Origin of the sequence: Levilactobacillus humaensis, assembly GCF_024345185.1 — a bacterium.
Taxonomy (GTDB): domain Bacteria; phylum Bacillota; class Bacilli; order Lactobacillales; family Lactobacillaceae; genus Levilactobacillus; species Levilactobacillus humaensis.
Window position 1 is genome coordinate 56,310 of sequence record NZ_BROB01000011.1, and the last position, 23,386, is coordinate 79,695.

At 50.4% G+C, this 23,386-nt stretch carries 22 protein-coding genes; 18 read left to right on the forward strand and 4 right to left on the reverse strand.

Annotation, left to right across the window (positions count from 1 at the left end; translation table 11 throughout):
• Positions 1-11 precede the first annotated feature (11 nt).
• From OCU14_RS05015 to OCU14_RS05045, 7 genes are all read left to right on the forward strand, one after another.
• A complete protein-coding gene (locus OCU14_RS05015; RefSeq protein WP_261810072.1) occupies positions 12-1,826 on the forward strand; it encodes an FtsX-like permease family protein in 1,815 nt (604 codons plus the stop codon).
• Positions 1,827-1,852: 26 nt separating this feature from the next.
• The gene (locus tag OCU14_RS05020; RefSeq protein ID WP_261810073.1) at positions 1,853-2,221 is read left to right on the forward strand and encodes a GntR family transcriptional regulator; all 369 of its coding nucleotides are present in this window, start codon (positions 1,853-1,855) and stop codon (positions 2,219-2,221) included.
• 218 nt (positions 2,222-2,439) lie between these two features.
• Complete coding sequence (locus tag OCU14_RS05025) at positions 2,440-2,844, forward strand: iron-sulfur cluster biosynthesis family protein (RefSeq protein WP_261810074.1); 405 nt, start codon at positions 2,440-2,442, stop codon at positions 2,842-2,844.
• A gap of 152 nt (positions 2,845-2,996) precedes the next feature.
• Entirely contained in the window at positions 2,997-4,289 is a 1,293-nt protein-coding gene (locus tag OCU14_RS05030; RefSeq protein WP_261810075.1) for an LPXTG cell wall anchor domain-containing protein, read from the forward strand.
• 136 nt (positions 4,290-4,425) lie between these two features.
• The gene (locus OCU14_RS05035; protein WP_261810076.1) at positions 4,426-6,219 is read left to right on the forward strand and encodes a heavy metal translocating P-type ATPase; all 1,794 of its coding nucleotides are present in this window, start codon (positions 4,426-4,428) and stop codon (positions 6,217-6,219) included.
• 97 nt (positions 6,220-6,316) lie between these two features.
• Positions 6,317-7,852, forward strand: a complete 1,536-nt coding sequence (locus OCU14_RS05040) for a multicopper oxidase family protein (RefSeq protein ID WP_261810077.1) — start codon at positions 6,317-6,319, stop codon at positions 7,850-7,852.
• 358 nt (positions 7,853-8,210) lie between these two features.
• On the forward strand, positions 8,211-8,765 hold the full coding sequence (locus OCU14_RS05045; protein WP_261810078.1) for a hypothetical protein: 555 nt from the start codon (positions 8,211-8,213) through the stop codon (positions 8,763-8,765).
• 56 nt (positions 8,766-8,821) lie between these two features.
• Here the strand turns inward: OCU14_RS05045 and OCU14_RS05050 are convergent, their stop codons facing one another.
• Complete coding sequence (locus tag OCU14_RS05050; protein WP_261810079.1) at positions 8,822-9,160, reverse strand: ArsR/SmtB family transcription factor; 339 nt, start codon at positions 9,158-9,160, stop codon at positions 8,822-8,824.
• Positions 9,161-9,230: 70 nt separating this feature from the next.
• Between OCU14_RS05050 and OCU14_RS05055 the strand changes: the two genes are divergently transcribed.
• The gene (locus OCU14_RS05055) at positions 9,231-9,839 is read left to right on the forward strand and encodes a cadmium resistance transporter (RefSeq protein WP_261810080.1); all 609 of its coding nucleotides are present in this window, start codon (positions 9,231-9,233) and stop codon (positions 9,837-9,839) included.
• Positions 9,840-9,882: 43 nt separating this feature from the next.
• Here the strand turns inward: OCU14_RS05055 and OCU14_RS05060 are convergent, their stop codons facing one another.
• Positions 9,883-10,911 (reverse strand): YeiH family protein, encoded by a 1,029-nt coding sequence (locus OCU14_RS05060; RefSeq protein ID WP_261810081.1) that lies wholly within the window; start codon positions 10,909-10,911, stop codon positions 9,883-9,885.
• Between the two features lie 116 nt (positions 10,912-11,027).
• On the opposite strand from OCU14_RS05060, the gene OCU14_RS05065 reads away from it, so the two are divergent.
• From OCU14_RS05065 to OCU14_RS05105, 9 genes are all read left to right on the forward strand, one after another.
• The gene (locus OCU14_RS05065; RefSeq protein WP_261810082.1) at positions 11,028-11,918 is read left to right on the forward strand and encodes a LysR family transcriptional regulator; all 891 of its coding nucleotides are present in this window, start codon (positions 11,028-11,030) and stop codon (positions 11,916-11,918) included.
• A 227-nt stretch (positions 11,919-12,145) separates the two neighbouring features.
• On the forward strand, positions 12,146-13,339 hold the full coding sequence (locus OCU14_RS05070; RefSeq protein WP_261810083.1) for an MFS transporter: 1,194 nt from the start codon (positions 12,146-12,148) through the stop codon (positions 13,337-13,339).
• Positions 13,340-14,103: 764 nt separating this feature from the next.
• Positions 14,104-14,964, forward strand: coding sequence for an AraC family transcriptional regulator (locus OCU14_RS05075; protein WP_261810084.1), 861 nt, complete (start codon positions 14,104-14,106; stop codon positions 14,962-14,964).
• A 132-nt stretch (positions 14,965-15,096) separates the two neighbouring features.
• Positions 15,097-16,725 carry an ABC-F family ATP-binding cassette domain-containing protein gene (locus tag OCU14_RS05080; protein ID WP_261810085.1) on the forward strand — a complete coding sequence of 543 codons (1,629 nt, stop codon included), beginning with the start codon at positions 15,097-15,099 and terminating at the stop codon, positions 16,723-16,725.
• Positions 16,726-16,994: 269 nt separating this feature from the next.
• Positions 16,995-17,213, forward strand: a complete 219-nt coding sequence (locus OCU14_RS05085; protein ID WP_261810086.1) for a hypothetical protein — start codon at positions 16,995-16,997, stop codon at positions 17,211-17,213.
• A gap of 174 nt (positions 17,214-17,387) precedes the next feature.
• Entirely contained in the window at positions 17,388-18,116 is a 729-nt protein-coding gene (locus OCU14_RS05090; protein ID WP_261810087.1) for a DUF975 family protein, read from the forward strand.
• Positions 18,117-18,276: 160 nt separating this feature from the next.
• Positions 18,277-18,651 carry a GntR family transcriptional regulator gene (locus OCU14_RS05095; RefSeq protein WP_125545180.1) on the forward strand — a complete coding sequence of 125 codons (375 nt, stop codon included), beginning with the start codon at positions 18,277-18,279 and terminating at the stop codon, positions 18,649-18,651.
• A complete protein-coding gene (locus OCU14_RS05100) occupies positions 18,648-19,541 on the forward strand; it encodes an ATP-binding cassette domain-containing protein (RefSeq protein ID WP_261810088.1) in 894 nt (297 codons plus the stop codon). Before OCU14_RS05095 ends, OCU14_RS05100 begins: the two co-directional genes overlap by 4 nt.
• Positions 19,542-19,552: 11 nt before the next feature.
• Positions 19,553-20,503 (forward strand): ABC transporter permease, encoded by a 951-nt coding sequence (locus tag OCU14_RS05105; protein ID WP_261810089.1) that lies wholly within the window; start codon positions 19,553-19,555, stop codon positions 20,501-20,503.
• A gap of 184 nt (positions 20,504-20,687) precedes the next feature.
• On the opposite strand, the gene OCU14_RS05110 is transcribed toward OCU14_RS05105, so the two are convergent.
• Together OCU14_RS05110 and OCU14_RS05115 are read right to left on the reverse strand one after the other, a co-directional pair.
• Complete coding sequence (locus OCU14_RS05110) at positions 20,688-22,121, reverse strand: PH domain-containing protein (RefSeq protein WP_261810090.1); 1,434 nt, start codon at positions 22,119-22,121, stop codon at positions 20,688-20,690.
• On the reverse strand, positions 22,108-22,584 hold the full coding sequence (locus OCU14_RS05115; protein ID WP_261810091.1) for a PH domain-containing protein: 477 nt from the start codon (positions 22,582-22,584) through the stop codon (positions 22,108-22,110). The genes OCU14_RS05110 and OCU14_RS05115 overlap by 14 nt, the downstream gene beginning before the upstream one ends.
• Before the next feature lie 351 nt (positions 22,585-22,935).
• Between OCU14_RS05115 and OCU14_RS05120 the strand changes: the two genes are divergently transcribed.
• Complete coding sequence (locus OCU14_RS05120; RefSeq protein ID WP_057877878.1) at positions 22,936-23,376, forward strand: nucleoside 2-deoxyribosyltransferase; 441 nt, start codon at positions 22,936-22,938, stop codon at positions 23,374-23,376.
• Positions 23,377-23,386: the final 10 nt, after the last annotated feature.

Here is a 23,386-nt window from a genome sequence, read left to right on the forward strand (position 1 = left end):
GGGGAAAACAAATGTTAGGGAAATTAGCGCTAGCCGGAATTAAGAACCGGCGTCGCGACTATCTGGTACTTCTGGCCGGATTAACTATGCCCGCGGCGATCTTCTATATGTTTGCGAACCTCACCACCAACAAGGCCTTCGTTAAGGCCAATGGGGTGGTTGGACAGTCCATGCTTATCTTCGGTTTCGGGGCCGTTCTGTTGATTTTAATTACCATTGTCTACATTATGTATGCCAATAGTTTTCTCCTCAGCATGCGGCAGCATGACTATGGTCTCTTCATGATGCTAGGCGCCAAGAAACGACGGATTGGTCAGTTGGTCTTTCTGGAAACGTTGATCTTAGGAACGGTGGCCACGGCCATTGGGATCGTCCTGGGACTGCTCATGAGTCGCTTCCTAGTGGGCTTCCTGCTAAATGCCTTGGGATTACATTTAGCGCACCTGGAATCCTTCTATCTGCCGGCGATCATCGCGACGGCCGTGTTGTATGTGGGTCTGTTTATCTTGGCTTCACTGTTCAACTTAGTTAAGCTGACGCGGACCACGGTCCTCAAGTTGCTGCATACCGATGAGCAGGCAAATCAGCCCCAAGTGAAACCCGTTCGGCAGATGATTGCCGGTATCGTGGGAATTCTGTTATTGGCCGCGGGTTACTGGGCCTTAGCGAATATTAAAATGCTTCAGATGGCGGCGATTCCGTTTGCCATCGTGACGATTACCTTGGGAACTTACCTATTGTTCAGAGCGACCCTGTTGACCATCATTCGGTGGTTACGCCAGACCAAGTGGGCCAAGAAACACCTCAATGGCTTCTTAATGGGACAACTGAACTTCCGGGTCTACAATTACACACGGATGTTAACGATTGTGTCTCTGCTCTTTGCCATGGCCTTAGGCGCTATCACGGTGGGGTCCGGGTACCACCGTCAATTACCGATGATGGCTGATAGCTTGGGTTCTTACACGATCGCTATTCATGATAAGACGGCGAAGGAACAACAGTTGATTGGCAAGCTGAATGTGGTTAATCAGGCGACCTACACCCAGAAACGTCAGGGGAAGACGGTGTTCTACAATGCCGCAGAATTCAAGCAACACCCCTATGAATTCAATGAAGGCACCATGACGCCGAAATACGTTAAGAAGACGGCCGCACAAATGAAGTCGACCGACCTTAACAGCCTGGACTTCCTTAACTTGGCTGTTTTGGGCCAGAATAACCTCTATGCGCCGAAGATGCTGAACGCCGCCAAGTTTTCCCGTCAAGCTGGGAAGACCGTTTCGGTGACAACGATTCGGGTCAAAAATATCGATAAGGATCGCGCAACCTTGAAGAAACTCAACCAGTTAGAAATGGCGCGCTTCCCACATGCCAGTGAATTGACCGTTGGAAACTACCAATCTTACGAACTCATGCTGGCCTTCTTTGGTGGACTTGAGTTCATGGGATACTTCCTGGGGATTGCCTTCCTAGCGATGTTGGCTTCCTGCCTGATGTTCAAGATCCTTTCCGGAGCTCCCGGCGACAAGCGTCGTTATCGGATGCTCTACAAGGTCGGGGTTCGCCACAGTCTGATGCGTAACGGGATCGCAAAAGAAATTGGGATTTTCTTCATGATTCCTGGTATCATGGGAGTAATCGATGTCTTGTTCGGTCTCCAAATGTTTAAGCCGTTGATGCCCAAGCCAATGAGTCCCTATTTGGGAATTGGGAGCACGTTTGCCATCTTTATCGGGTTGTATGCGATTTACTATCTCATCACGCTCGCTCTGTACTGGCAAATTGTGTTGCCACAGGCTCCGGCCACGGTGGATCACAAGTGAGTTCATAAAGAATGTGGGAATGAAAAATGAAATTTAATTTCGATAGTCCGGAACCTATCTACCTGCAAGTCGCAGAACAGGTGGAGGAAGCCATCTTTACCGGAATCTATCGGGCGGGAGAGCAAGTCCCGTCCACGACTGAGATGTCCAAAGAATTTCATATTAACCCAGCAACGGTTTTAAAGGGTATCAATCGACTGGTAGCGGCGGGCGTTATCGAGAAACGTCGTGGCGTGGGGATGTTTGTTACCCCAGATGCCGAAAAGACGATTCGCGAGAAGCGTCGCGCGGAGTTCTACGACCGTTACGTCAGCCGATTCACGAGCGAGGCCCGCAAACTCAATCTGTCGGAAGACGAGTTGATTGAGCTGATTAAGCGTGGGTATGAAGATTAAGAGTGTGGCTGAACGGGGTTAAGCGGAACCGGCTGCCTTCAGACGCACGTTTCGACAATCTAAACTCAAAGGCCGAGGGCACTGCGTTTTCCGACACAGTGTCCTTTTCATGTCTCACAAACACCAAAGTCGTTTTAGTTTACAATCCACGTTCGTCCTCGTATAGTAGATTGCGTACAATTTATTAGTGTGACCATCCAAGAAAGAGGGAACGACTCATGAACATGATAATTAAAGATGCCGCTAAGACTTACCTGACGGCACACGTTCAGCCCGGCATGACGCTGTTATTGACGACGGATGACGGGTCCAATCGATATTCGACGGTCGGGGGCACTTGTGCTATCGGTGACAAGTTCCAGTTTGTTGCCCTGACCGAGGATGATTCAAACTACCCGTTAATCGTTGACAATAATGCCGGTTTGACGATTCGAACCAATGCCGATACGGCGCTGTATCTGGGTAACGGGTTAATCTTGGATCGGGTCTTTAACCAGTTATCCTTGCGGGATGATACCGGTGTCTTGGACAGCGCTGTGGGTCTGATAACCTATACGGCGCAAGAGAAGTCCGACTTGGACTTGAAGCGTGAGATGCAGACGCTGGGTACCCGAATTTGCTAAGAAATTTGATGAGGTCTGGACAGTCGTCCGGGCCTTTTTACTTTGGACAGAAACACTCCCCTCAGATCGGCTGACTTGTCCCGACACTATTGCCAATTTGGCGGCCCTGCGCGTATACTTTAACTATGTAAATGTTGTGGGAGGGGATTTTTTTGACGAAGAACAATAAATTTTGGCGACTAGTTGTGGGGCTCGTTAGTTTAGCAATGCTCCTAATTGTCAGCCAAGTTGCTACGCCAGCCAAGGCGGCAACCAACCATAATGGGGCCGACTTTACCACGTCGGCTAGTGTGACGAATGGTCCAGATTTCAAACACAAAGATACCATCGATATTCAATATAATTTGGACTTTGGCAACACCCCTATTAAGAATGGGGATACGATCACACTGGACTTCCCAGAGAACTTGAAAGGGAAGACGCCGGGAGACACCTTCAAGGTCTACGATGAAACCGGTCTTGAGATCGGGGAAGCTGTCGTTTCCGATACCGGAGTGGTCATTACCATGAATGACAAGCTCGAAGGCAAAACGAATGACAAGTTGACGCTGAATCTTGCGACGAAGTATCGTTACGAAGATTCCGGGGAAAAGGATGTTAACTTCCCACTTGAAAACAATGGGAACAGCACCTCGCAGATTAACATTGTTGACAACGAAGCCAACATGTCCAAAAAGGGTGTCATTCAAGACGATGGCACGATCAAGTGGAGTATTTTAGTTGATCGCCGCGAGATTGATTTGGAAAATTTGAAGATAAGTGACACCATTGGGAGCAACCAAGAGTTGATTCCCGGTGTGACCGTCAGCAATGCTGAATGGTCAACGACCACGAGTTACAAGCGTAAGAAGCCAGCCCTGGTCGAAGGCACTGACTATGACGTGACTTACAAAGATAAGGGATTTGACATGTCCTTTAACGATACGGTCGATCACCTGATCATCATTGATTACTACACTAAGGTTACGGATCCATCACTCATTGATTCCGGCTACAAGTTTAAGAACAATGCCGTGATGAGCTGGGGTGGTGGCAATGGTGACAAGCCAAACTCTGAAGAAGCTAACGGAAATGTCTCGTCTTCCACTGGGAACAATGGTTCCGGTGGTGGGGACATTGTCGATCCCGATGGCAACCATGAAACCGACGAAGAAGAACCCGATGAAGATACTGGAACCGGGACGGACGACGTCGATGAAGGTTTCGTCGAAGACAAAGCTACGACGGATAACACTAAGAAAAAGAAGACACCTGCCAAGACGACCAATAAATCAGCTAAAAAGGCTGCCGCTAAGGCCACTGCAACACAGACGCCTGGCAAGACAACCACGAACAGTAAGAATTCTAAGTTGCCACAAACGAACGACCAGAATGGTTGGATCGTGACAGTTGCTGGGTTCTTAACTTTGATTTCATTAAGTGCTGTTCTGCGGCGTCGCTTCTAGTCACTAAATTTAACAAGTTACCGAAAGCCTGAGCAAATTTGCTTGGGCTTTTTAATTTAGAATGATTATTAAGTGGAAAAAATCACAAGCTCTGTTATACTCAGGGTAATGAAAACGGCCGAGGAGGATGAGTGGGATGAAACGATTACGACAATACAAGGAATTCTGGGCGGTGATTACGCTGGGTGTCATTGCCTTGTGGTTACAGTTTGGGATGCAACGGGCCAATCTGGCGCAAATCTTAATCACGGCGTTGGGCCTACTGCTCGCGCTACTAATGTTTGTGGAAATGGTTCAGACCCTGCGTTCTGGAAAATTCGGCATCGACCTGTTGGCGATTACCGCCGTCTTGGCGACCCTAGCCGTTGGTGAATATTGGGCGGCGCTGATCGTGCTCCTGATGCTGACCGGTGGGGATGCACTGGAAGACTTTGCGGCACGTAAGGCCAACAGTGAGCTCCAAGATTTGCTGAATAATTCGCCCCAGATTGCCCACCGCTCCGTGGGCGAGTCCTGGGAGGATGTTGCCGTGGGTGAAATTACCGTAGGGGACCGCTTGCTGGTTAAGCCCGGCGAAGTGATGCCGGTCGATGGGACCCTATTGACTGGGCCAACCTCGGTCAACGAGTCCTCACTGACAGGGGAAGCCCGCCCAGTCGACAAGCAAATCGGGATGACCGTGATGTCTGGGAGTCTTAACGGGGAAGCTGCGGTAGAACTCCAAGCCGATCAGACCGCCGACAATAGTCAGTATCAAAACATTGTCCGCCTGGTCAAACAAGCCGAGGAACGGCCAGCCAAGTTCGTTCGGCTAGCCGACCGGTATGCGGTGCCCTTTACGCTGCTGGCCTATGTTATTGCGGGGATTGCCTGGGCGGTATCCAAGGATCCCGTGCGGTTTGCGGAAGTTTTAGTTGTGGCCTCACCTTGTCCGTTGATTTTGGCGGCACCGATTGCCCTGATTTCGGGGATGAGCCGGGCCAGTCGAAACGGAATTATCGTGAAGAACGGGACGACCCTAGAAAAATTAGCCAAGGTTAAAACGGTCGCCTTCGATAAGACGGGAACCATTACGCAAGGGCGACTCGTAGTGGACCAAGTGGTGCCAGTTACGGCACTCAGTAATGCCCGCCTCCTCCAGCTTGCCGCCAGTGCGGAACAGCACTCGGGTCACGTGTTGGCGCAGTCGCTAGTGGCGGCCAATCAAGCCCCACTTCTAACGGCCAGTGGCGTGAACGAAACCACGGCCCAAGGGGTCGATGCGACGATCGATGGGCAAGAGGTCCGTGTCGGTAAACTGAGATTTGTCACAGATGATCAGGTTGAACAGCCGGACCAAACAGCGGTCTATGTGGCCATTGCCGGCATCTATCAAGGTTACGTTAGCTTTACCGACCGGGTCCGCCCAGAAGCACAGGCAACGATGGGCAACTTACGCCAAGCTGGCGTGGAACACCTGCTTATGATTTCTGGCGACCGGCGTCCGGTGGCAGAAATCATTGCCAAAGAAGTTGGCATCGACCAGGTACACGCGGAATGTTTGCCGGCCGACAAGATTAAGGTCTTGGCAGATCTGCCAGCCGATCAGCTACCAGTTGCCATGGTTGGGGATGGCATTAATGATGCGCCATCACTGGCAACTGCGGATGTCGGGATTGCAATGGGGGCTCACGGGGCCACCGCGGCCAGTGAGTCTGCCGATGCCGTCGTGCTTAAGGATGATTTAACTCGGGTCAGTGTGGCCAGAAAGATTGCCCAGGATACGATGCGGGTGGCCAAACAAGCCGTTCTGATCGGAATCTTTATCTGTACCGGGTTGATGTTGATTGCCAGCTTTGGAGTGATTCCCGCCATTATTGGGGCCGTCTTCCAAGAAGTGGTCGACACTGTTACAATTCTTTACGCACTCCGGGCTCGGGTGGACCGCTAATCGCCAGTTGGAAAGGATGTTACTTTCCCAATTTGAACTGGTTGCGGTATGATAAAACTGTAAGTGGTTTCAATTAAATCGAAGAGGAGCCTGAAAGATGACAAAATCAATCCACACCGATTATTTCTTTGATGAACCGGCTTATAACACCCACGATGGTGGCTATGTTCCGTTGGAGGAACCCACCACGCCTGAACAACCCTTGCGGATTCCACCCTTATTGAAACCGGATAAGGAAACCGCAACGGATACTTACTATACGGTTGAAGCCCAGGCGGGAGAGACACAACTCCTGCCAGGCAAGAAGACCAAAACCTGGGGTTACAATGGCAGTCTGCTAGGTCAAACGGTGGTCTTTGCCAAGGGCAAGACCGTGCATATCGATTTAAAAAATAGTTTACCTGAATTGACCACGTTCCACTGGCATGGTCTGAATGTTCCCGGACCATACACTGACGGTGGCTGTCATGCCCCCGTTTATCCCGGGAAGACCCGTCACATTGATTTCAAGGTCGACCAACCGGCTGCAACGCTGTGGCTCCATGCTCATCCATGTCCATCAACGGCTGAACAGGTCTGGCATGGACTGGCAGGGTTGGCCTTGGTGACCGACGATGTCGAGGCTAAATTGCCATTTCCACGTAACTACGGGGTCGATGACATTCCATTAGTCTTGCAAGACCGGCGTTTTCACGAAGATAATCAATGGGATTACGACGCTGACTACGATCCCGATGGGGTTCAAGGGCCAACGGCGATGATCAACGGGACGATCAATCCTTACTTTGATGTCACCACGCAACGCCTTCGTCTGCGTATTCTTGATGGGGCCAACCGACGTGAATGGCGCCTTCACTTTAGTGATGATCTCCCATTCACACAAGTTGCTTCCGATGGCGGCGTGATGCCAAGTCCCGTCGAATTTACCCATTTGATGTTAACTTGTGCCGAACGGGCCGAAATCATTGTCGACTTTGGGAAGATTGAACCTGGGAAGACCGTGACGCTCTATTCGGATGATGTGCCACTGGTTCGTTTCCGGGTTCACGACTTCGCCACCGATGATGTGACGTTGCCAGAACACTTGGTAGACATCCCTGACCCAGAAGTTACGCCCGATACCCCAGTCCGGAAGGTTGTCATGTCCGGGATGGATGAAGCAGTCATGATGGACGGTAAGAAATTTGAAATGCAACGCATCGATGCCCGGCAAAAGGTCGGCAACGTTGAGTTGTGGGATATTACGAATACGAATGATATGGATGGCGGGATGGTTCACCCATTCCACATGCACGGCACCCAGTTCAGAGTGCTATCCAGAAATGGTCACGAACCTTACGCCAATGAACATGGGTTAAAGGACACGATCGGTGTCAACCCAGGCGAAACGGTGCGCATCAAGGTCTGGTTCGAACACACCGGGGTCTACATGTATCACTGCCACATCATCGAACACGAAGATGGCGGGATGATGGCCCAAATCGAAGCCTACGATCCCGACAATCCACAGACTTATAAGTTAATGGATATGGACACGTTAATGAACGCGATCGCTGAAGAACGTGGGATTGACGTTAAGGATCTCCATTTGGCGGGGATGAGTTCCTATGAGAAGATGGGAATGAAGATGTAAGAGTGCAAAAAAGGGCGCTTAGGTCCTGAGCATTAGAGGAATAAGGTGTTTCTGTTCGGCTATGCCGAGCAGGAGCACCTTATTTTTCTAAGCGCAGGGACCTGCCCTTTTTTGCACGTTTCAGAAGCCGCAAGTTTCCGGATCTAGCGGCGAGAGCCAGTCACCTGTTACAAGTAAGTCGGTCCAACAATAACGATTGAGCGAATGCTTTTTTGGCGGCAGAAGTGGCGGGTAAACCAATGTATAAGTACCGAAATAATTAGTTGGTGTTTGGCTAGTAGAAAGTATTGTTGACTGTGGATGTTTGTGACATAATTACAATGTACATACTGAATAATTTTCCACAGGAGGATATTTCATGAAATTAGGACGGTTCGGTGTCTTGCTAGTAACAGGATTATCGTTATTCATTGGCGTGGGTGTTGCGGCTACGAGTCCGGCACAAGTTGTCCATGCGAAAGCAAAGACGACGTTAAAGACGTTTCCAAAGAGTATGCGAGGAACTTGGTATTCTTATCAAGATAACACGATGTATAAGTATAAGATTACAGCGACTAAGCTTGTCGACAATGGCTTCGTAGAGCGGCTGCATTCACGGAAAATGTCATACGTTGTCAAACATACGGAGAACTCGAAACATCCATCTTGGTTTATTGCGAAGAATGCGAAGGCCAAGAAACAAACTTGGGTTACCGTTTGGGGCTGGGAACAATGGGGCGGCGACTGTGCTGCCTATCGTGTGACAACTCATAAGCTTGGCGGCCATAAGGTGCCAGTCTTACAGATAGCTGGTGGTCCTGCCACCGGATATTGGACGACCCGTCATGGTTACCACACGAAGAAGTTAGCGAAAAAGTACGGCAACCATTACTACAAGGGCGAACGTAAACATAGCTTGAATCAACCTATGTAAACAGTGGCAAAAGAGAACCTAAAAAAGCGTTTGGAATTTTAAAATTCCAAACGCTTTTACTGTCCATGTTTCTTCCCCCGCAGCACGTGGTCCACGTGTGCCAGGGTTTCATTCACGATATCCAAAATATGGGGATCGTCGAGTTGATAGAAGTTTTGTTTGCCCACCCGGCGAGAAGTCACGAGCTGTTCCTTTTTCAGGAGTGCCAGTTGGTGGGAGACAACGGATTGTTCTACGGCTAGCAGGCCGCTGAGTTCACTGACATTGAGTTCCTTTTGTTCCAAAAGGTAAAGGATCTGTAGCCGCGTGGTGTTGCTCAGAAGTTTGAAGATATCCTGAGAGGCATCGAGTGCGGGTTCCTGGATTAAATGGACGTTTTGAGTGGTGGCCGACATAAAAAGGCTTGCTCCTTTCACATGATCATGATAACATATGTTACGAACAACATATGTGGGGAGATGCGTCATGATAAAAACAATTTTAACGGGAGTCACAGCGTACATTTCAACTGGACTCGACTACTTAATTATTCTAATGGTAATCTTCGGCCGCGTAAAGCACGAAGACCGCTGGTTGGTCCTAATCGGGGATTTTTTGGGAACGATCGTCTTGGTTGGAAGCTCACTGGCCATTGCATTTTTTCTAGGATTTGTGCCAGCACCGTGGTTACTGGGCTTGTTGGGATTAATTCCAATTTTTCTGGGAATCAAGCTGTGGGTCGCTGGGGATGATGACGATACCGATGCCATTGCGGCTAAGGTGGCGGATCCGAAACGGCTAATCGGTAGTGTGGCTCTGATCACCATGGCCACCTGTGGGGCGGATAACGTGGGGATTTATGTACCGTTGTTTACGACGGTAGCCCCAAGCGCGATTCCCCTGATCCTCCTGACATTTGCCGTCATGGTCGTGATTTTCTGGGAAATTGGTTATCGATTGGCATGCTTACCTCGCGTGGCGGATATTCTCGAAAAAGAGGGACGCTACATCACCGTGGCGGTTTACATCCTAATCGGCCTGTATATCTTATGGGATAGCGGAACAGTGACCCATCTGATTCACTTACTAGTGTAAATAAAAATGCGATCAGGATAATCTCCCGATCGCATTTTTAAATTTAAAAGAATAATTTACTGGCAATGGTGACCCCAGTCATGAGAACGACCGAGGAAAGGGTGGCGGCGAGAAAGGCATTGCCCCCGCGTTGGAAAATCACACGGAAGTTAACGCTCATCCCCAGAGCGGCCATGGCCATCCCCAGAAAGACGTAGGCTAACTTAACTAAACCGGCCAGGGTGGCGGTACTCAGTGGTAACCAGGTGCCAAGAATACTGGTCAGCAGGAAGCCAGCCATGAACCAAGGAATGGGCAGTTTCGTGTGTTCAGCGGTCGTGGTTGTGGTTGTTTGTTTCTGATACCACCAGCCGATGATGAGGGCGGCTGGTGCGAGCAACAGAACTCGGGAAAGCTTGGTGATGATGGCGGTGTCGAGACTGACTGGACCGCCAGCACTTCCGGCAGCCACGGCATGGGCGATCTCGTGGAGTGATCCCCCGGTCATGACGCCAAATTGAACGGCAGTCAAATGAAGCAGGGGCTTCAAGCCAATTTCAATCAATGTGAACACGGTTCCTAGGATTGCCACGATGGCGACGGCCAGGACTTCATTTTCTCGTTGCCGTTCGGCCTTGTCTGGGCTGACCTTGATCTGTGGTGAGACACCCATGACGGCGGCGGCCCCACAGATACTGGTCCCGGTGGCCGTGAGAATTGCGAGTTCGCGGTCAACGCCAAGTTTACGGCTGAGGTTGTAGGTCAGCAGGACCATACCAGTGACGACGACAGCGGCCAGGGCAATGGTCTTGACGCCGGCTTGAGCCAATTGAATCAGATTTAATTTAAACCCTAAGAGAATAATACCTAAACGTAAAAATTTATTACTGATAAAACCAATGCCATCCCGGCTAACGGCGATAGTGCGGGGACTCAGCTGACAGAGCATCCCCAGTAAGAGAGCCAGAACCAGGGCACCCACTAGGTTTAAGTAAGGAAGTTGGGCGAGTTCACTTCCTAAAACGGCACAGATGAGTGTGGCGCCGGCCGCGAACCAGAAGCTTCGGGTGCTAAGGGTTGTTCGAATATCCAAGATGTTCTCCTCCTCGAAAATGATAAGTCTTAGTTTACCGGAAACTCATCATAAGTTAAAATTGGAATGAATAATAACACTATAAGGACAGCTTATACAGAAAAGAAGGAATCGTCATGCTCGATAATCGCTATCAAACGTTTCTGGTACTCGCAACCACCAAGTCTTACACGCAGACAGCGCAGCAACTCTACATTACGCAACCGGCCGTTTCCCAGCAAATCAAGAGTTTAGAGGCGGAATTGGGAGTGTCACTCGTCACTTACCAGCGGCCTCACCTGACAATTACCCCGGCCGGACGGGAACTCGCAGACCTGGTACAGCGGGTCCAAGTTCAAACAGATAAAGTGTTAGACCATCTCAAACATCCGCGAACGCCGAAGCGGTTGACCTTCAGTACCACGCTGTCACTCAGTGAATTTCTGGCACCGCAACTGATTGGGCACCTCCAGCGAACCGGAACCTACCGGGAGATTACCTGTCGCGTGACGAATACGCAGGCTGCCTTGGCGGCGTTGACCACGGGGGCGAGTGACTTCGCCTTGATTGAAGGGAACTTCGACAAAAGCCAGTATGACTACCGGGTCGTCCGGCAGGAACCCTTTGTCGGCGTGGTAGCGGCTGACCATCCCTTGGCGGCCTTACCCACAGTTAGTTGGGCTGATCTCCTCGACTATCCCTTAATCGTTCGAGAGACAGGTTCTGGTAGTCGCGAGATTCTCCGGCATCTCGCAGCGGCGGCTAACGTGTCGTTTGCCGAATTTCCACAAATCGTGACCGTTAATAATCCCACGGCTATCAGGGAACTAGTGGCGCAGGGGAGCGGCATTAGTTTTGTCTATCGCTCAGTAGTAGCGATGGCCATTGCCCGAGGAGACTTGCAGGTCTTACCATTAGAGGCCGGGCAACTCAAACATGACTTGGATCTGGTCTATCTTCACGACAGTTATCTGGCTGGTAATTATCAGAGCTGGGGGGATTGGCTAAGGGGACAACAGGAGACGTAGTGATTCTTAAATTTTATATAGTTGAAACGTGCGAGAACAGGCAGCCGGCTCCGCTTAACAGGGACCGCTAGATAATCCAGGGGCGGGATTATCCAGCAGTCCCCGTTAATGCTCGCCGGCTAAACGCCTGTTCTCGCACTCTGCTGAGCAGATGATTAGACAAACACCGTCAAATATTGATATAGTAATACTATTGTCGTCAAAAATCAGAGAAGGGGTGAGCCGCCGTGACGAAAAAAACGAAACGGGCCATTTTTATTTTAATTTTTAGTGAATTCCTAGTCTGTCTGGGAATTAGTTTAGTGATTCCGGTCATGCCTTTTATCAAGAATGAATTGCATCTGACCGCAACTGATATGGGGATTATGAATTCCCTCTTTGCCTTTGCCCAATTCGTGGCTTCGCCAATCATTGGGCGGCTCTCCGATCGCATCGGGCGTAAGCCAGTGCTGACCGCAGGGCTCTTGTTATTCATGGTGTCGGAAGTGCTGTTTGCCTTGACCAATCGGTTAATGGTCTTCAACATTTCACGGTTAATCGGTGGGTTATCCGCCGCCATGGTTGTGCCAACCGCCATGGCGCTAGCCGCCGATATTACCACGAAGCATCAGCGGGCCAGAGTTATTGGCTGGTTGTCGGCCGCTTTTAGTGGGGGACTCATTCTGGGTCCTGGTATCGGGGGGATTTTGGCCGGTATCAGTTACAAGACGCCATTCTGGGCCGCCGGTGCGCTGGGGTTAATCAGTGCGATTGTCCTGATCAGCCTGTTGCCCAGCGATGCCGAAACCAAGAAGACCATGGCCGAGGTTGATGATCCGATCGCCGAACCTTCGGCCCATCCTATGAGCCGGGCTTTCTGGACGGTTCCCATCATCATTCTCTTTACCATGATTCTGGTTTCCTCATTTGGTCTGCAAGGGTTTGAAAGTATCTACAGTATTTACGTCAATGAAGTGTTCCACTTTAGCTTGAGTAACATCGCCTTAGTGTTGACCCTTAATGGGTTAATCTCGTTATTCCTACAAGTCGCGATGTTTGATACCCTAGTGAGTCGGTGGGGTGAACGGCGGGTCATTCGAGTCTGTTTCTTCCTGGCTGCCATCTGTGTGGTCTGGATTACCCAGGCGCACGGGAAGATTGCCGTGATGATTGCGACGCTGATTATCTTCTCCTCATTTGACCTGCTTCGCCCAGCGATTACCACGCTGTTAACCAAAGCCAGCGAATCCAACCAAGGCTTGATTAACGGACTGAACATGTCGCTGACCAGTATCGGAAACATTGTCGGTCCAATCATGTCGGGGATGTTACTAGACATGAACCCCCACTACCCATACCTGGTTGTGGCGGGCTTCCTCATCGTTTCTTACCTGATGGCGTTTTTGTTAAAACGTCCTGAAGCGATGCAATCGGTAGAATAGAAAAGAAATAGAGTGTACCAACAGGCGGTTATTGGGGTTAAGCGGAGCTGACTGCCTGTTGGTGCACGTTTCCACCATATAAACACCAACGACAGAAGGGCCTGGGACTAAGTTTCCAGGCCCTTTTAGCACCCACTAGATACAGAACCAAAGTGTAGGACTCGCGACAACCAGTTTTACTTAACCCTAGCTAGTTGTCACAAGTCCGACGTTTTTCAAAATAAAAAAGCAGCTAGCTAAGCTAGCTGCCTCCCCCAAAGCCTCCGATGGCCATGGCCTATTCTGTTGGAACAACTGTATCACCGGCCTCTTCCCCAAGAAAGCCAGTGATTCAGTAATAGTTGGTCGGTGTCAGCCACGTTGTCCCTCCCCAAAGGCACAACGTGTGGTCATGAACCAGGATGGCGCCAGCTGTTGAGTTACGGCTCGAACAAACTGAACGGTCGCGGTGTTTACAGGTTACCCCCCAGTAGCGTGTAAACAGGTTAAAGCGGCAAACAAATCACGTCAGGCCCGGATTGGTCTCGTTGGAAAGACCCATCAGGCATCAAATGATTTGTATCCATCCGGATGTTACAAGTACATTATATGGGGGATTATGGGTTTGGTGAATCCCGTAATTTAAGGAGTGGGTTACTAATTTTAACCTAGTTGGTCCTGCACGTGGTATGCTAATACTAAGCGTAATTGAGAAGATTGGTCTAGTTAAATGGTGACGCCAGAAATGGCTGGATTTGTTCAAAATTTGAAAGGGAGGAATCACCATGCCACAGCCGTATCACGAACGACTGAATTATACTATGGCACTGCCGCTGAGGGTCATTGATCACGGCACTTGTGGACCTAAAATGGTTTTGCCACACTGGCACAATTCGGTTGAATTGGCCTATGCTTATCGGGGCCATCCAGGAACCGTTCACATTGGGAGCTCGACGTTTGAAATGCAGGATCACCACCTCTACGTGGTTAACTCTGAAGTAGTGCATAGTTACGAAACGTATTTGGATGAGGATAATCAAATTGTGACCCTTCTCTTACCCGCAGCTTGGCTACGCAATGTGGTTGAGGACGAACAGCTGCCGATCTGGGGGCCACTAGACCTGGATCTGAGAACAGATCCATATCGCGACTTAGGCCGCGCTGTGGACACGCTAGCCACCAATGCCGTGACGGAACCAGACCAGCGAGCCGACTATCTCGCGAGTTTGGGTGCGGAATATCAATTGGTGGGTCAATTGTTAAAACACTTACAGGTTAACGGGCAGGTCAGCAATGACCAATTGCCCTTACCGGAACCACTTCGCCAGGCAGTGACCGAGATTCAGGATAAATATGGCACGGCCTTTTCCATTGCCGATTTAGCCGAACGACTGAACTATTCCAGTGTCTATTTCTCCCGGTTTTTCAAGGAATACATGGGGGTGGCCCCCAAGGCTTATCTGGGTCAGATCCGCTTGGAACGGGCGACGGAGCTCCTGATGACCTCCCAGGATTCGGTTCAAACGATTGCGACCAAGACGGGCTTTCGGACGGAGAAAAACTTCTTCGTGACGTTCAAGCAACACTTCCAGATGACCCCGATGACTTACCGCGAACGCTATGCCGCACAACGGGCCTGGTCGTAGCATAACCATTGCTTGTATGGGGTATTTATGGTAGACTGAGCCAACATAACACAACGAATACGAGTGCAGAGCCAACGTTGCCGTTAATTGACACGTTGGTTTTTTACGCGAAAATCACAGGAGGTATCGTTCATGTTAACCGTCAATAATGTCAGTATGCAGTTCTCCGACCGGAAGCTCTACGACGAAGTCAATCTTAAGTTTACCCCGGGGAATTGTTATGGAGTCATTGGCGCTAACGGCGCCGGTAAGTCCACGTTCCTGAAAATCATTGAGAACAAGCTCAAGCCAACGACTGGGACTGTGTCCATGGGTCCGAATGAACGGATGTCCAGCTTGAACCAAGATCACTTTGCTTTCGAAAATGAAACGGTTTTGAACACCGTGATGCAAGGGTACAAGAAGCTCTATGACATCATGACTGAGAAGAACGCCATCTACATGAAGGCCGACTTCAGCGACGCAGATGGGATTCGTGCCGCCGAACTCGAAGCCGAATTTGGCGAAATGGGTGGTTGGGAAGCCGAGGCCGAAGCAAGCCAAATGTTACAATCCTTAGGCATCGATGAATCCCTTCACCAGGTTCCAATGAGTGAATTGACGGAACCTCAAAAGGTGAAGGTCTTACTGGGCCAAGCCTTATTCGGCCATCCCGACGTCTTGCTCTTGGACGAACCAACCAATGGGTTAGATGTTCAATCGATCAGCTGGTTGGAAAACTTCTTGGCGGGTTACGAAAACACCGTCATCGTCGTTTCCCATGACCGTCACTTCCTGAACCAGGTCTGCACCCACATGTGTGACGTGGACTTTGGGAAGATCACGTTGTTTGTTGGGAACTACGATTTCTGGATGGAATCTAGCGAATTGGCTGCCAAGCTGAAGGCTAACGCCAACGCTAAGAAGGCCGACCAGATCAAGCAATTGCAAGAATTCGTGGCCCGGTTTAGTGCCAACGCCTCGAAGTCTAAGCAAGCCACTTCACGGAAGAAGCAACTTGAAAAGATCACGTTAGATGATATCAAGCCATCCTCCCGTAAGTACCCCTTCATTTCGTTCAATCCAGAACGTGAATTGGGGAATGATTTGGTTCGTGTAGAACACTTGAGCAAGACCATTGACGGCGTTACGATTCTTGACGACGTGAGCTTCACGTTGCGTCCCGGTGAGAAGGTGGCCTTCATCAGTCGTAATGACTTGACGACCACGATTCTGATGCAACTCATTTCCGGTGAGTTGGAACCCGATAGTGGGACTATTACCTGGGGACAAACGACCAGCACGACCTACCTGCCTAAGAACGTCAACGACTACTTCGCTGACAACGAGATGTCCGTGATCGACTGGTTACGGCAGTTCGCATCCAAGGAAGAAAGTGACAACACCTTCCTCCGTGGGTTCCTGGGGAAGATGCTGTTCTCTGGCGACGACGTTAACCGTGAAGTTGACGTGATGTCCGGGGGCGAAAAGGTCCGGGCAATGTTATCCAAGATGATGTTGAGTAAGGCGAACGTTCTCTTGTTAGACGATCCCACCAACCACTTGGACTTGGAATCCATCACGGCGTTAAATGACGCTCTGGTGTCCTTCAAGAGTAGTATTCTCTTCACTTCCCATGACCACGAGTTCATTCAAACGATTGCCAACCGCATCATTGAAGTCTCACCAAAGGGAATTGTCGACCGAGCAGATACGACTTACGACGAGTTCTTGGGCCACCAACAGGTTCAGGATCAGGTTGCGGCGTTGTATGCTGAATAGAGAGTGTGATAGAAGGCGGTTAGCCAGCGAGCATTAAGGCTGGTAACTGAATAATCCCGGTCTTGGATTATTTAGTTACCAGGTTTAAGCGGAGTTGGCTGCCTTCTAGCGCACGTTTCGACCATCTAAATTCAAAAAACCAAAAGGGGATGACAGCCGTCATCCTTTTTTAATAGCCGCAACTAATGCCGTTTAGTTCCCATTAAGCTCCCAATGCTAGACTGGTTTTCATGAACGAAGCCACGAGCTTCCGAAAGGATGAGTGCGTCATGAGATCAAGTCATCAAGGCCCCAAACGTTGGTTAATCTTTGTTCTGGCAGGATTCCTCCTGTTTGTTGGCGGTGGGGGAACGGGTTACCTTCTGGGTCAACAACAGGCCAAATCTGCCCAAACCCAGCAGATGAAGAACGCGCCTAAGGGCATGAGTGGCAAGCGTCCTAGCAAGCCAAGTGGCATGCCAAGTCAGAGTGGATCGAGTAGTCAATAAATGAAACTTAGGATCGGTGGTTCGAAACTTGAGCCGCCGATTTTTTGTAGATTGCGGCTCCAGTTGTCCGGTATTAACTTAGCGATAGCGAATTTAGTTAAATTCAGGAACCCCCCTAAACTTATTGTTACAATTATGTTACAATGAGGCAATCATCAGAGGAGGAGATTCGCTATGGATTCACAGGATCGCATTGATTTCAAACTCGGGGCCAAAGCTCAGGTGTTGGATCATTTTAAATTCTACTTTTTACTGACCATTCTTTGGTTGGCCTTGGGTTTCATTGGGGGCCTGACCTATCAACGCAGTATGAATTGGATTATGGCTGTTAATAATAATTCCGGATTCGTCTTAGGTGGGGGCCTGTCGTTGGCCGGAGTTCTGACGATTGCCTCTTCGATCATGCGGGTGGGGTCCCAATTGACCATGATTGACTTGGATCGGGGCAAGATTACCATGGATAACCCGCTCCAACGGAGTTTTGCCTTATTTGACAAGGGTCAGTATTTCTTAGGTTGGCTCTTTATTGCCATCCTAGTGGGAATCTTCACCTTCCTGTGGAGCCTGTTATTCTTTGTCCCAGGGATGATTAAAGCCTATGCGTATTCGCAATCATTTTATATTTATCGGGATGCCATCGACCGGAACGATCCGATTACACCGTTAGAGGCGATCACGGAATCCCGTCGGCTGATGGATGGCAACAAGGCCTTTCTCTTCATCATGGACCTGAGCTTTATTGGGTGGATGATGTTGCAGGGGATTACCTTTGGTTTCGCCGCACTGTTCGTCCAACCATACTACGACCAGACTCGGGCCAAGTTTTATAACCAGCTTGTGATTCGCGATGAAGATACGCCAGCAGCGGACACCTTTACTGGGGATCAAGGACCAGAAGCTTAATTTAAAATAAACAAAACGTGAGGGCGGCGCGGTTTAGCGGGCCCTCTTTCTTTTGAAAACGGGATCGATGAGGATTTTTCGTCTCGGGGGGTTGCCTTTTTAACTGTACTAGGTATAATAGTACACACAGAACAGGTAGCCAAACCAAGGGGTGAAGAGCATGCAAGTTAACGATCAATCCAGTCTGCCGTACTACGAGCAACTGGTATTGCGGGTAAAACAGCAAATCGTTCAGGGAATCTTGCGACCGGGAGACCGGTTACCGTCGGTGCGTGAAATGGCGCGCCAGGAACAGTTGAATCCGAATACGGTGAGCAAGGCTTATAAACAGTTAGAATCCCAGCACGTCATCTCAACGGTCCATGGTAAAGGGACTTACGTGCGGGAGGCCACGGCACCAGCGGGAGATTCCGCGCAAGTCGTCGCGACCAAGAAACAATTATTAACGCTACTGACGGAAATTCAATATCTTGGCGTGCCTTTGGAGGACGTCGTGAGTTGGATCAAAGTGGCCTATGAGGGGGAAGCACAGTGACTTTAAATGTAGCAGGACTGAGTAAAGAGATTGGTGGTCGGCAGATCATCCAGGACATTACGTTTGAATGGGCACCGGGAGAAATTCTTGGGTTAGTCGGTCGGAATGGGGTCGGAAAGACCACGCTATTCCGAAGCATGATGAATCACTACATCCCAGAGGCCGGAAATGTCACGGTGGATGGTCAGAACATCCAGCAGGTTCCCAGTCGGCAACAGCAATTATTCTTTATTGACACGCAATATAACTTTTTAAATAATTATCGATTGTGGGAACTGCCAGACTTCTTCATGGCGGTTTATCCTCGCTTTGACGAGCAACGGTTTACGGCGCTATTAGCCGAGTTCAAGCTGGACCGGAATAGCCAATATCGTCGTCTCTCTAAAGGGATGCGAGCCTTGGTCAACTTAGTATTGGCCTTGACCTCTAATGCCACGTATATCATTCTCGATGAACCTTTCGATGGGCTAGACGTGATTATCCGTGAAAATATTGCCTCAATGGTCATTGACGAGGTGGCCGACCAACAGAAGGGCTTCCTGATTTCATCACATGACCTGAATGAACTCGATGGGTTGAGTGATCGGGTGCTGTTGTTAAAGGACAGCAAGCTGGTTCACGATTACAACCTGGAAGACATCCGGGCTAAGGCCAAGAAGATTCAGCTGGTCCTAAACGACCGGGTGATTCCGGCTGTTTTAAAGGAACACAGCCAGTTGATTCGCGTTTCTGGCCGGGTCTTGGTGGTGGTCATTACCAATTACACGCCGGAAATCGATCGGGCCCTGAAGGACTTGAAACCCGTGTTGTTTGAAGAATTACCATTGACACTGGAAGACCTGTTCCGGGCTAACTTAGCTCACGAGACCGGTTACCAGATGATGAAGTAGGAGGGGCAGACATGTTTAACAATAAATTAGATCGTTTAATTTGGCGGCGTCATCGTAAAATGATGGCCGTGATCGGTGGTATTGCCCTGTTGGGGACCGTCATGATGACGTTGATCCTACTTCACACGCTGAAGCAGGATCCGGAACCCAATATTCACATTGTCACGGCGTCGATTCGTAAATGGCAAGTGTATAAGGGAAACTACTTTAGCGCTTATTCCTGGTGGCTCATCTTTGCCTTTTGGCTGGGTGGGTTAGAAATCATGCACCTCGACCTACGTGACCATTTCAATGAGTTTCTCTTTAGTAGCGGCTTCAGTCGGTTGAAGGTCTACTGGGCCAAGCTCCGGATTGCCCTGAGTGCCCTATTAGGAATGTCGGTGGTGATCCTGGCGATTCAATATCTCCTTTACTGGCTCAGCAAGCCGAATGGGACGACATTCACGCTGGCCTGGCCAGGACTGATCACGTCTTGGGCCATGGGCCTGGCCTTCTCCATTGGAATGTTCTCCCTGAGCTGGTTTGCCGCACTCATTGTCGGCCAGACGGGGTCGCTAATCGTGACCATCTCAGGCTTTACTCTTTCTTTAGTTGGTTTGAGTGGAATTGGTGGTAGTATCTTAAGTGGGCCCTGGTTCAAGGTCTCTCAAGCAGCTTTGCCATGGGTTGGCGCGGGCGTTTGGCTCGTTACCGCCGTCATCCTCTTTATCTGGGGAGCTGTCTTGTATCCACACTTATCACTCGAACATAATGGGGAATATCTCCTGTTCCCGCGCTTGCGGGTTCCGGTATACATTGTCTTTGTGGTGTACGTCACGTGGCTGTACAGCTTCGATTCCGATGGCGTAACCATGGCGGGTGCATTTATCTTAGCGGCCCTCTTCGGTTACGGTTGGCTCTGGCGGCCACGCTTGGGTGAAAAGTGGCATCAATGGCGAGAAAGTAAACAGGCTGAAGAGTAGGAATTGAAAAATAGAAACATCGGATGGTTATGGCTTGGGGAAGTCAGCCGTCCAGGGGGAGCGTTTGACTGTTGGGGAATGGTTGGACGACAAAAACAGGCACCACTGACAATTTTGTCGGCGGTGCCTGTTTTCTGATCTAACGGTAAATTTGATCGAGGGTCTTGCCATGCGAAAACGCCTTTCAAATGGCGTTCGTGCGGTACCAGTCGTAGATGGATTCGGCCTGTTCTGCCGTCAGGTAACGCAAGGTAATGGCCTGGTTACGGTTGCCATGACGGACGTTAACGGTGAGGTGCATCAGGTGAGTCCGCTTCATCCAGATTGACTGATGTAAACGAACCGACTGAATTTTGGCTAGGGGCACCAGGTAGGTTTCACGGGTCCACCAGTGGCCGGTACGCAAGACCAAGAGCTTGTGTCCGACTAAGCTGCCTCCGGTATTGTTGGCCGCGAACAGTCCCTGACCAAAGGCAATGACTAAGGCAATGTCAAAGAGGGCGTTCCAGGTCGGCCAGAACCAAGTGGCGATGGCGACGGGAACCAAGGCGATGAGGAGAGCGTTGCGGACCAGGAGCCAACGACGCCCGTTGGTGACGCTCAGGTCCGATAAATCGGGTGGAGTGGCTGGTGTCCAGTCGACGAAAGGCTGTAAGTCGGCATAGCTTTGTTGCAGAGTGACGGCTGGGAGGAGCACCAGGTCGTCATTATTATCCTCGGCTGCCGCGTGGGAGGCCAGGAGGAGTTGGGTCGTTTGAATCGCAATCCATTGGCGGAAGACGTTCTGTTTGAAACGAACCGCCTGAATGCGTTGCAAGGGGACGGTGATCGTGTTGCGTTGAAAGAGGCCCTTGGCGACCTGAATCTGGTCACCAGTCCGGGTTGCCCGGAAATGAAAGTAGCGAATGAGTAGCATGACCACCGTAAAGAGCCAGGCGGCAACAGCAATTGCCAAGCCACCAATGATCAGGAACAGACCGCTCAAGTGGGCCAAGTCCGATCCTAGGCGTTCGATGAGATTGTGGGGAAGCTTGCCGTAGATCCCCAAGGCCACTAAGAGAATGGGGATGAATCCCGTCGATGTGAGAACAAATTGCCATCTAGGGCGAGTCGTCAGGGCATAACTGGCCTGTACGGCAGGAGTGGTCGCTGGTTCTGCGGAATCCACAGAGTTATCGCTCGAGGTAGCGTTGGCCGCCTGACGATAATGCTCGATGAGGGCGGCGACGTCAGGCGTTACCGCGGCCAGCCGGACTTCTGGTTTGCCATCTTCGTGGCTGGCCGTCTCAACCGAGACCTCTTCTAAATGAAAGGGCGCCAGATAGAACCATTGCTTCCGTTGTACCGTTTGAATGCGGGCATAGGGGATGTGTTCATGATGGCGAACCAGAATACCGGAGTGAAATTCCAAGGCCGTGGGGGTGATCCGATAGCTGATGGACCACCAGCTGATCAGGGGCCAAACGACGAAGATCAGGATAGCTGCGGGGATGAGAAGCTTGCCCCACCAGGACTGCGACTGTGCGAGAATGATAATTAAAAGGGGCCACCAATTTTTAACCGATTTGGCAAGATGGTCGAGGAGGCCTAAGGGGTGCGTGCGTTTAGTTTTGGTCATGGCGGGCCTCCCGGGCGAGCCGCATGATCTGATCGCGCAGCTGTTCGGCGGTCGCCAGCTCCAGTCCTTCGATGGTGTGGGTCGTGGAGGCCGTGGCCACAGTGACCTTAGACAGCTTGCGCCATTGGAGCAATGGTCCGGCGTTGAGCGTCACATTTTGGACGCGGGCAATGGGGATGGCGACGCGCTTCTTGAAGATAAAGCCGGCCTGCATCTCAACGGCGGTGTCGGAAATCATGTAGCGGGTAAAACGATAACGATAGGGAATAAGAGCTGTTTCAATGATGGGTTCACCGATGGCGATGACGAGCATGGTGACGGTCAGCCAGGCTGCCCAATCCCAGTAGGTCTGGGCCAGCCAGAATAGGCCGGTCACGACGAGTAGAACCAGTAGGCTACCGATGGCGCTGATTCCCCAAATCAGCTTGATTCGGTTGGGTAGCGGGTGTTGTGTTTGTGACATGGATTAACTTCCTCTCCTGTTAGAAACAGTGTAGCAAGGACCGTGGGAGGCGGCAACCCATCCACGGGAGAAAAAATATTTTTACGGTGATCTAGACCAGTCACCGCGGCAGGTGAAACGATTAACCTAGTTGCGAGGACATCGGTTTAGGGTTTGACGACGGGACTAGGAGTCCGTATAATACTCTCCAATAAGCAAACAGTCCTTTGAAGTTAGTCCCGTGAGGCTAACAAAGGTACGGTAGAAACTACTGGGAGACCAGTGGGTGCTAGCGGCTGGAATCCTCGCGGGATTCGGCCGCTTTTTTTTGTGGGTCCGGGGACTGAATACACCTACTTGGAGAAATTTATCATGGCACAAATCTATGTTGCAAGTCCGTTCTTCAGTCCCGAACAAATCGACCGCGTTCAACGGGTTGAACAAGCCTTAGAGGCCAATCCCACGGTAGTGGATTTCTATTCGCCACGCCTGCACCAAGACGCCGAGCATGAACAGTTTACGAAGCCTTGGGCAACTGAGATCTATCACCGTGACATGGACCAGATTGCGGCGGCTCAAATTGTGGTAACGGTCATTGACTTCGAAGCTGAAAACGTGGATTCCGGTACAGCCTATGAGTTGGGAGTGGCTACGATGAGTCACAAGCCAATCATCGTCCTCCAAGAGAAGACGGAACAGGTCAACTTGATGATTTCGGAAAGCTTGCACTGGTACACCCAAGATGTGAAGGCCCTCGCGACCTATGATTTCCAGCAATTACCGAGTAATGAATTTACCGGGAAAGTGCTGTAATTCACGACAA

Coding starts and splice junctions, on each gene's coding strand:
- OCU14_RS05085 (WP_261810086.1), top strand. CDS start 16,995: ATGAGATCAAGTCATCAAGGCCCCAAACGTTGGTTAATCTTTGTTCTG.
- OCU14_RS05080 (WP_261810085.1), top strand. CDS start 15,097: ATGTTAACCGTCAATAATGTCAGTATGCAGTTCTCCGACCGGAAGCTC.
- OCU14_RS05035 (WP_261810076.1), top strand. CDS start 4,426: ATGAAACGATTACGACAATACAAGGAATTCTGGGCGGTGATTACGCTG.
- OCU14_RS05050 (WP_261810079.1), bottom strand. CDS start 9,160: ATGTCGGCCACCACTCAAAACGTCCATTTAATCCAGGAACCCGCACTC.
- OCU14_RS05115 (WP_261810091.1), bottom strand. CDS start 22,584: ATGTCACAAACACAACACCCGCTACCCAACCGAATCAAGCTGATTTGG.
- OCU14_RS05045 (WP_261810078.1), top strand. CDS start 8,211: ATGAAATTAGGACGGTTCGGTGTCTTGCTAGTAACAGGATTATCGTTA.
- OCU14_RS05065 (WP_261810082.1), top strand. CDS start 11,028: ATGCTCGATAATCGCTATCAAACGTTTCTGGTACTCGCAACCACCAAG.
- OCU14_RS05020 (WP_261810073.1), top strand. CDS start 1,853: ATGAAATTTAATTTCGATAGTCCGGAACCTATCTACCTGCAAGTCGCA.
- OCU14_RS05090 (WP_261810087.1), top strand. CDS start 17,388: ATGGATTCACAGGATCGCATTGATTTCAAACTCGGGGCCAAAGCTCAG.
- OCU14_RS05015 (WP_261810072.1), top strand. CDS start 12: ATGTTAGGGAAATTAGCGCTAGCCGGAATTAAGAACCGGCGTCGCGAC.
- OCU14_RS05110 (WP_261810090.1), bottom strand. CDS start 22,121: ATGACCAAAACTAAACGCACGCACCCCTTAGGCCTCCTCGACCATCTT.
- OCU14_RS05120 (WP_057877878.1), top strand. CDS start 22,936: ATGGCACAAATCTATGTTGCAAGTCCGTTCTTCAGTCCCGAACAAATC.
- OCU14_RS05055 (WP_261810080.1), top strand. CDS start 9,231: ATGATAAAAACAATTTTAACGGGAGTCACAGCGTACATTTCAACTGGA.
- OCU14_RS05040 (WP_261810077.1), top strand. CDS start 6,317: ATGACAAAATCAATCCACACCGATTATTTCTTTGATGAACCGGCTTAT.
- OCU14_RS05105 (WP_261810089.1), top strand. CDS start 19,553: ATGTTTAACAATAAATTAGATCGTTTAATTTGGCGGCGTCATCGTAAA.
- OCU14_RS05075 (WP_261810084.1), top strand. CDS start 14,104: ATGCCACAGCCGTATCACGAACGACTGAATTATACTATGGCACTGCCG.
- OCU14_RS05095 (WP_125545180.1), top strand. CDS start 18,277: ATGCAAGTTAACGATCAATCCAGTCTGCCGTACTACGAGCAACTGGTA.
- OCU14_RS05025 (WP_261810074.1), top strand. CDS start 2,440: ATGAACATGATAATTAAAGATGCCGCTAAGACTTACCTGACGGCACAC.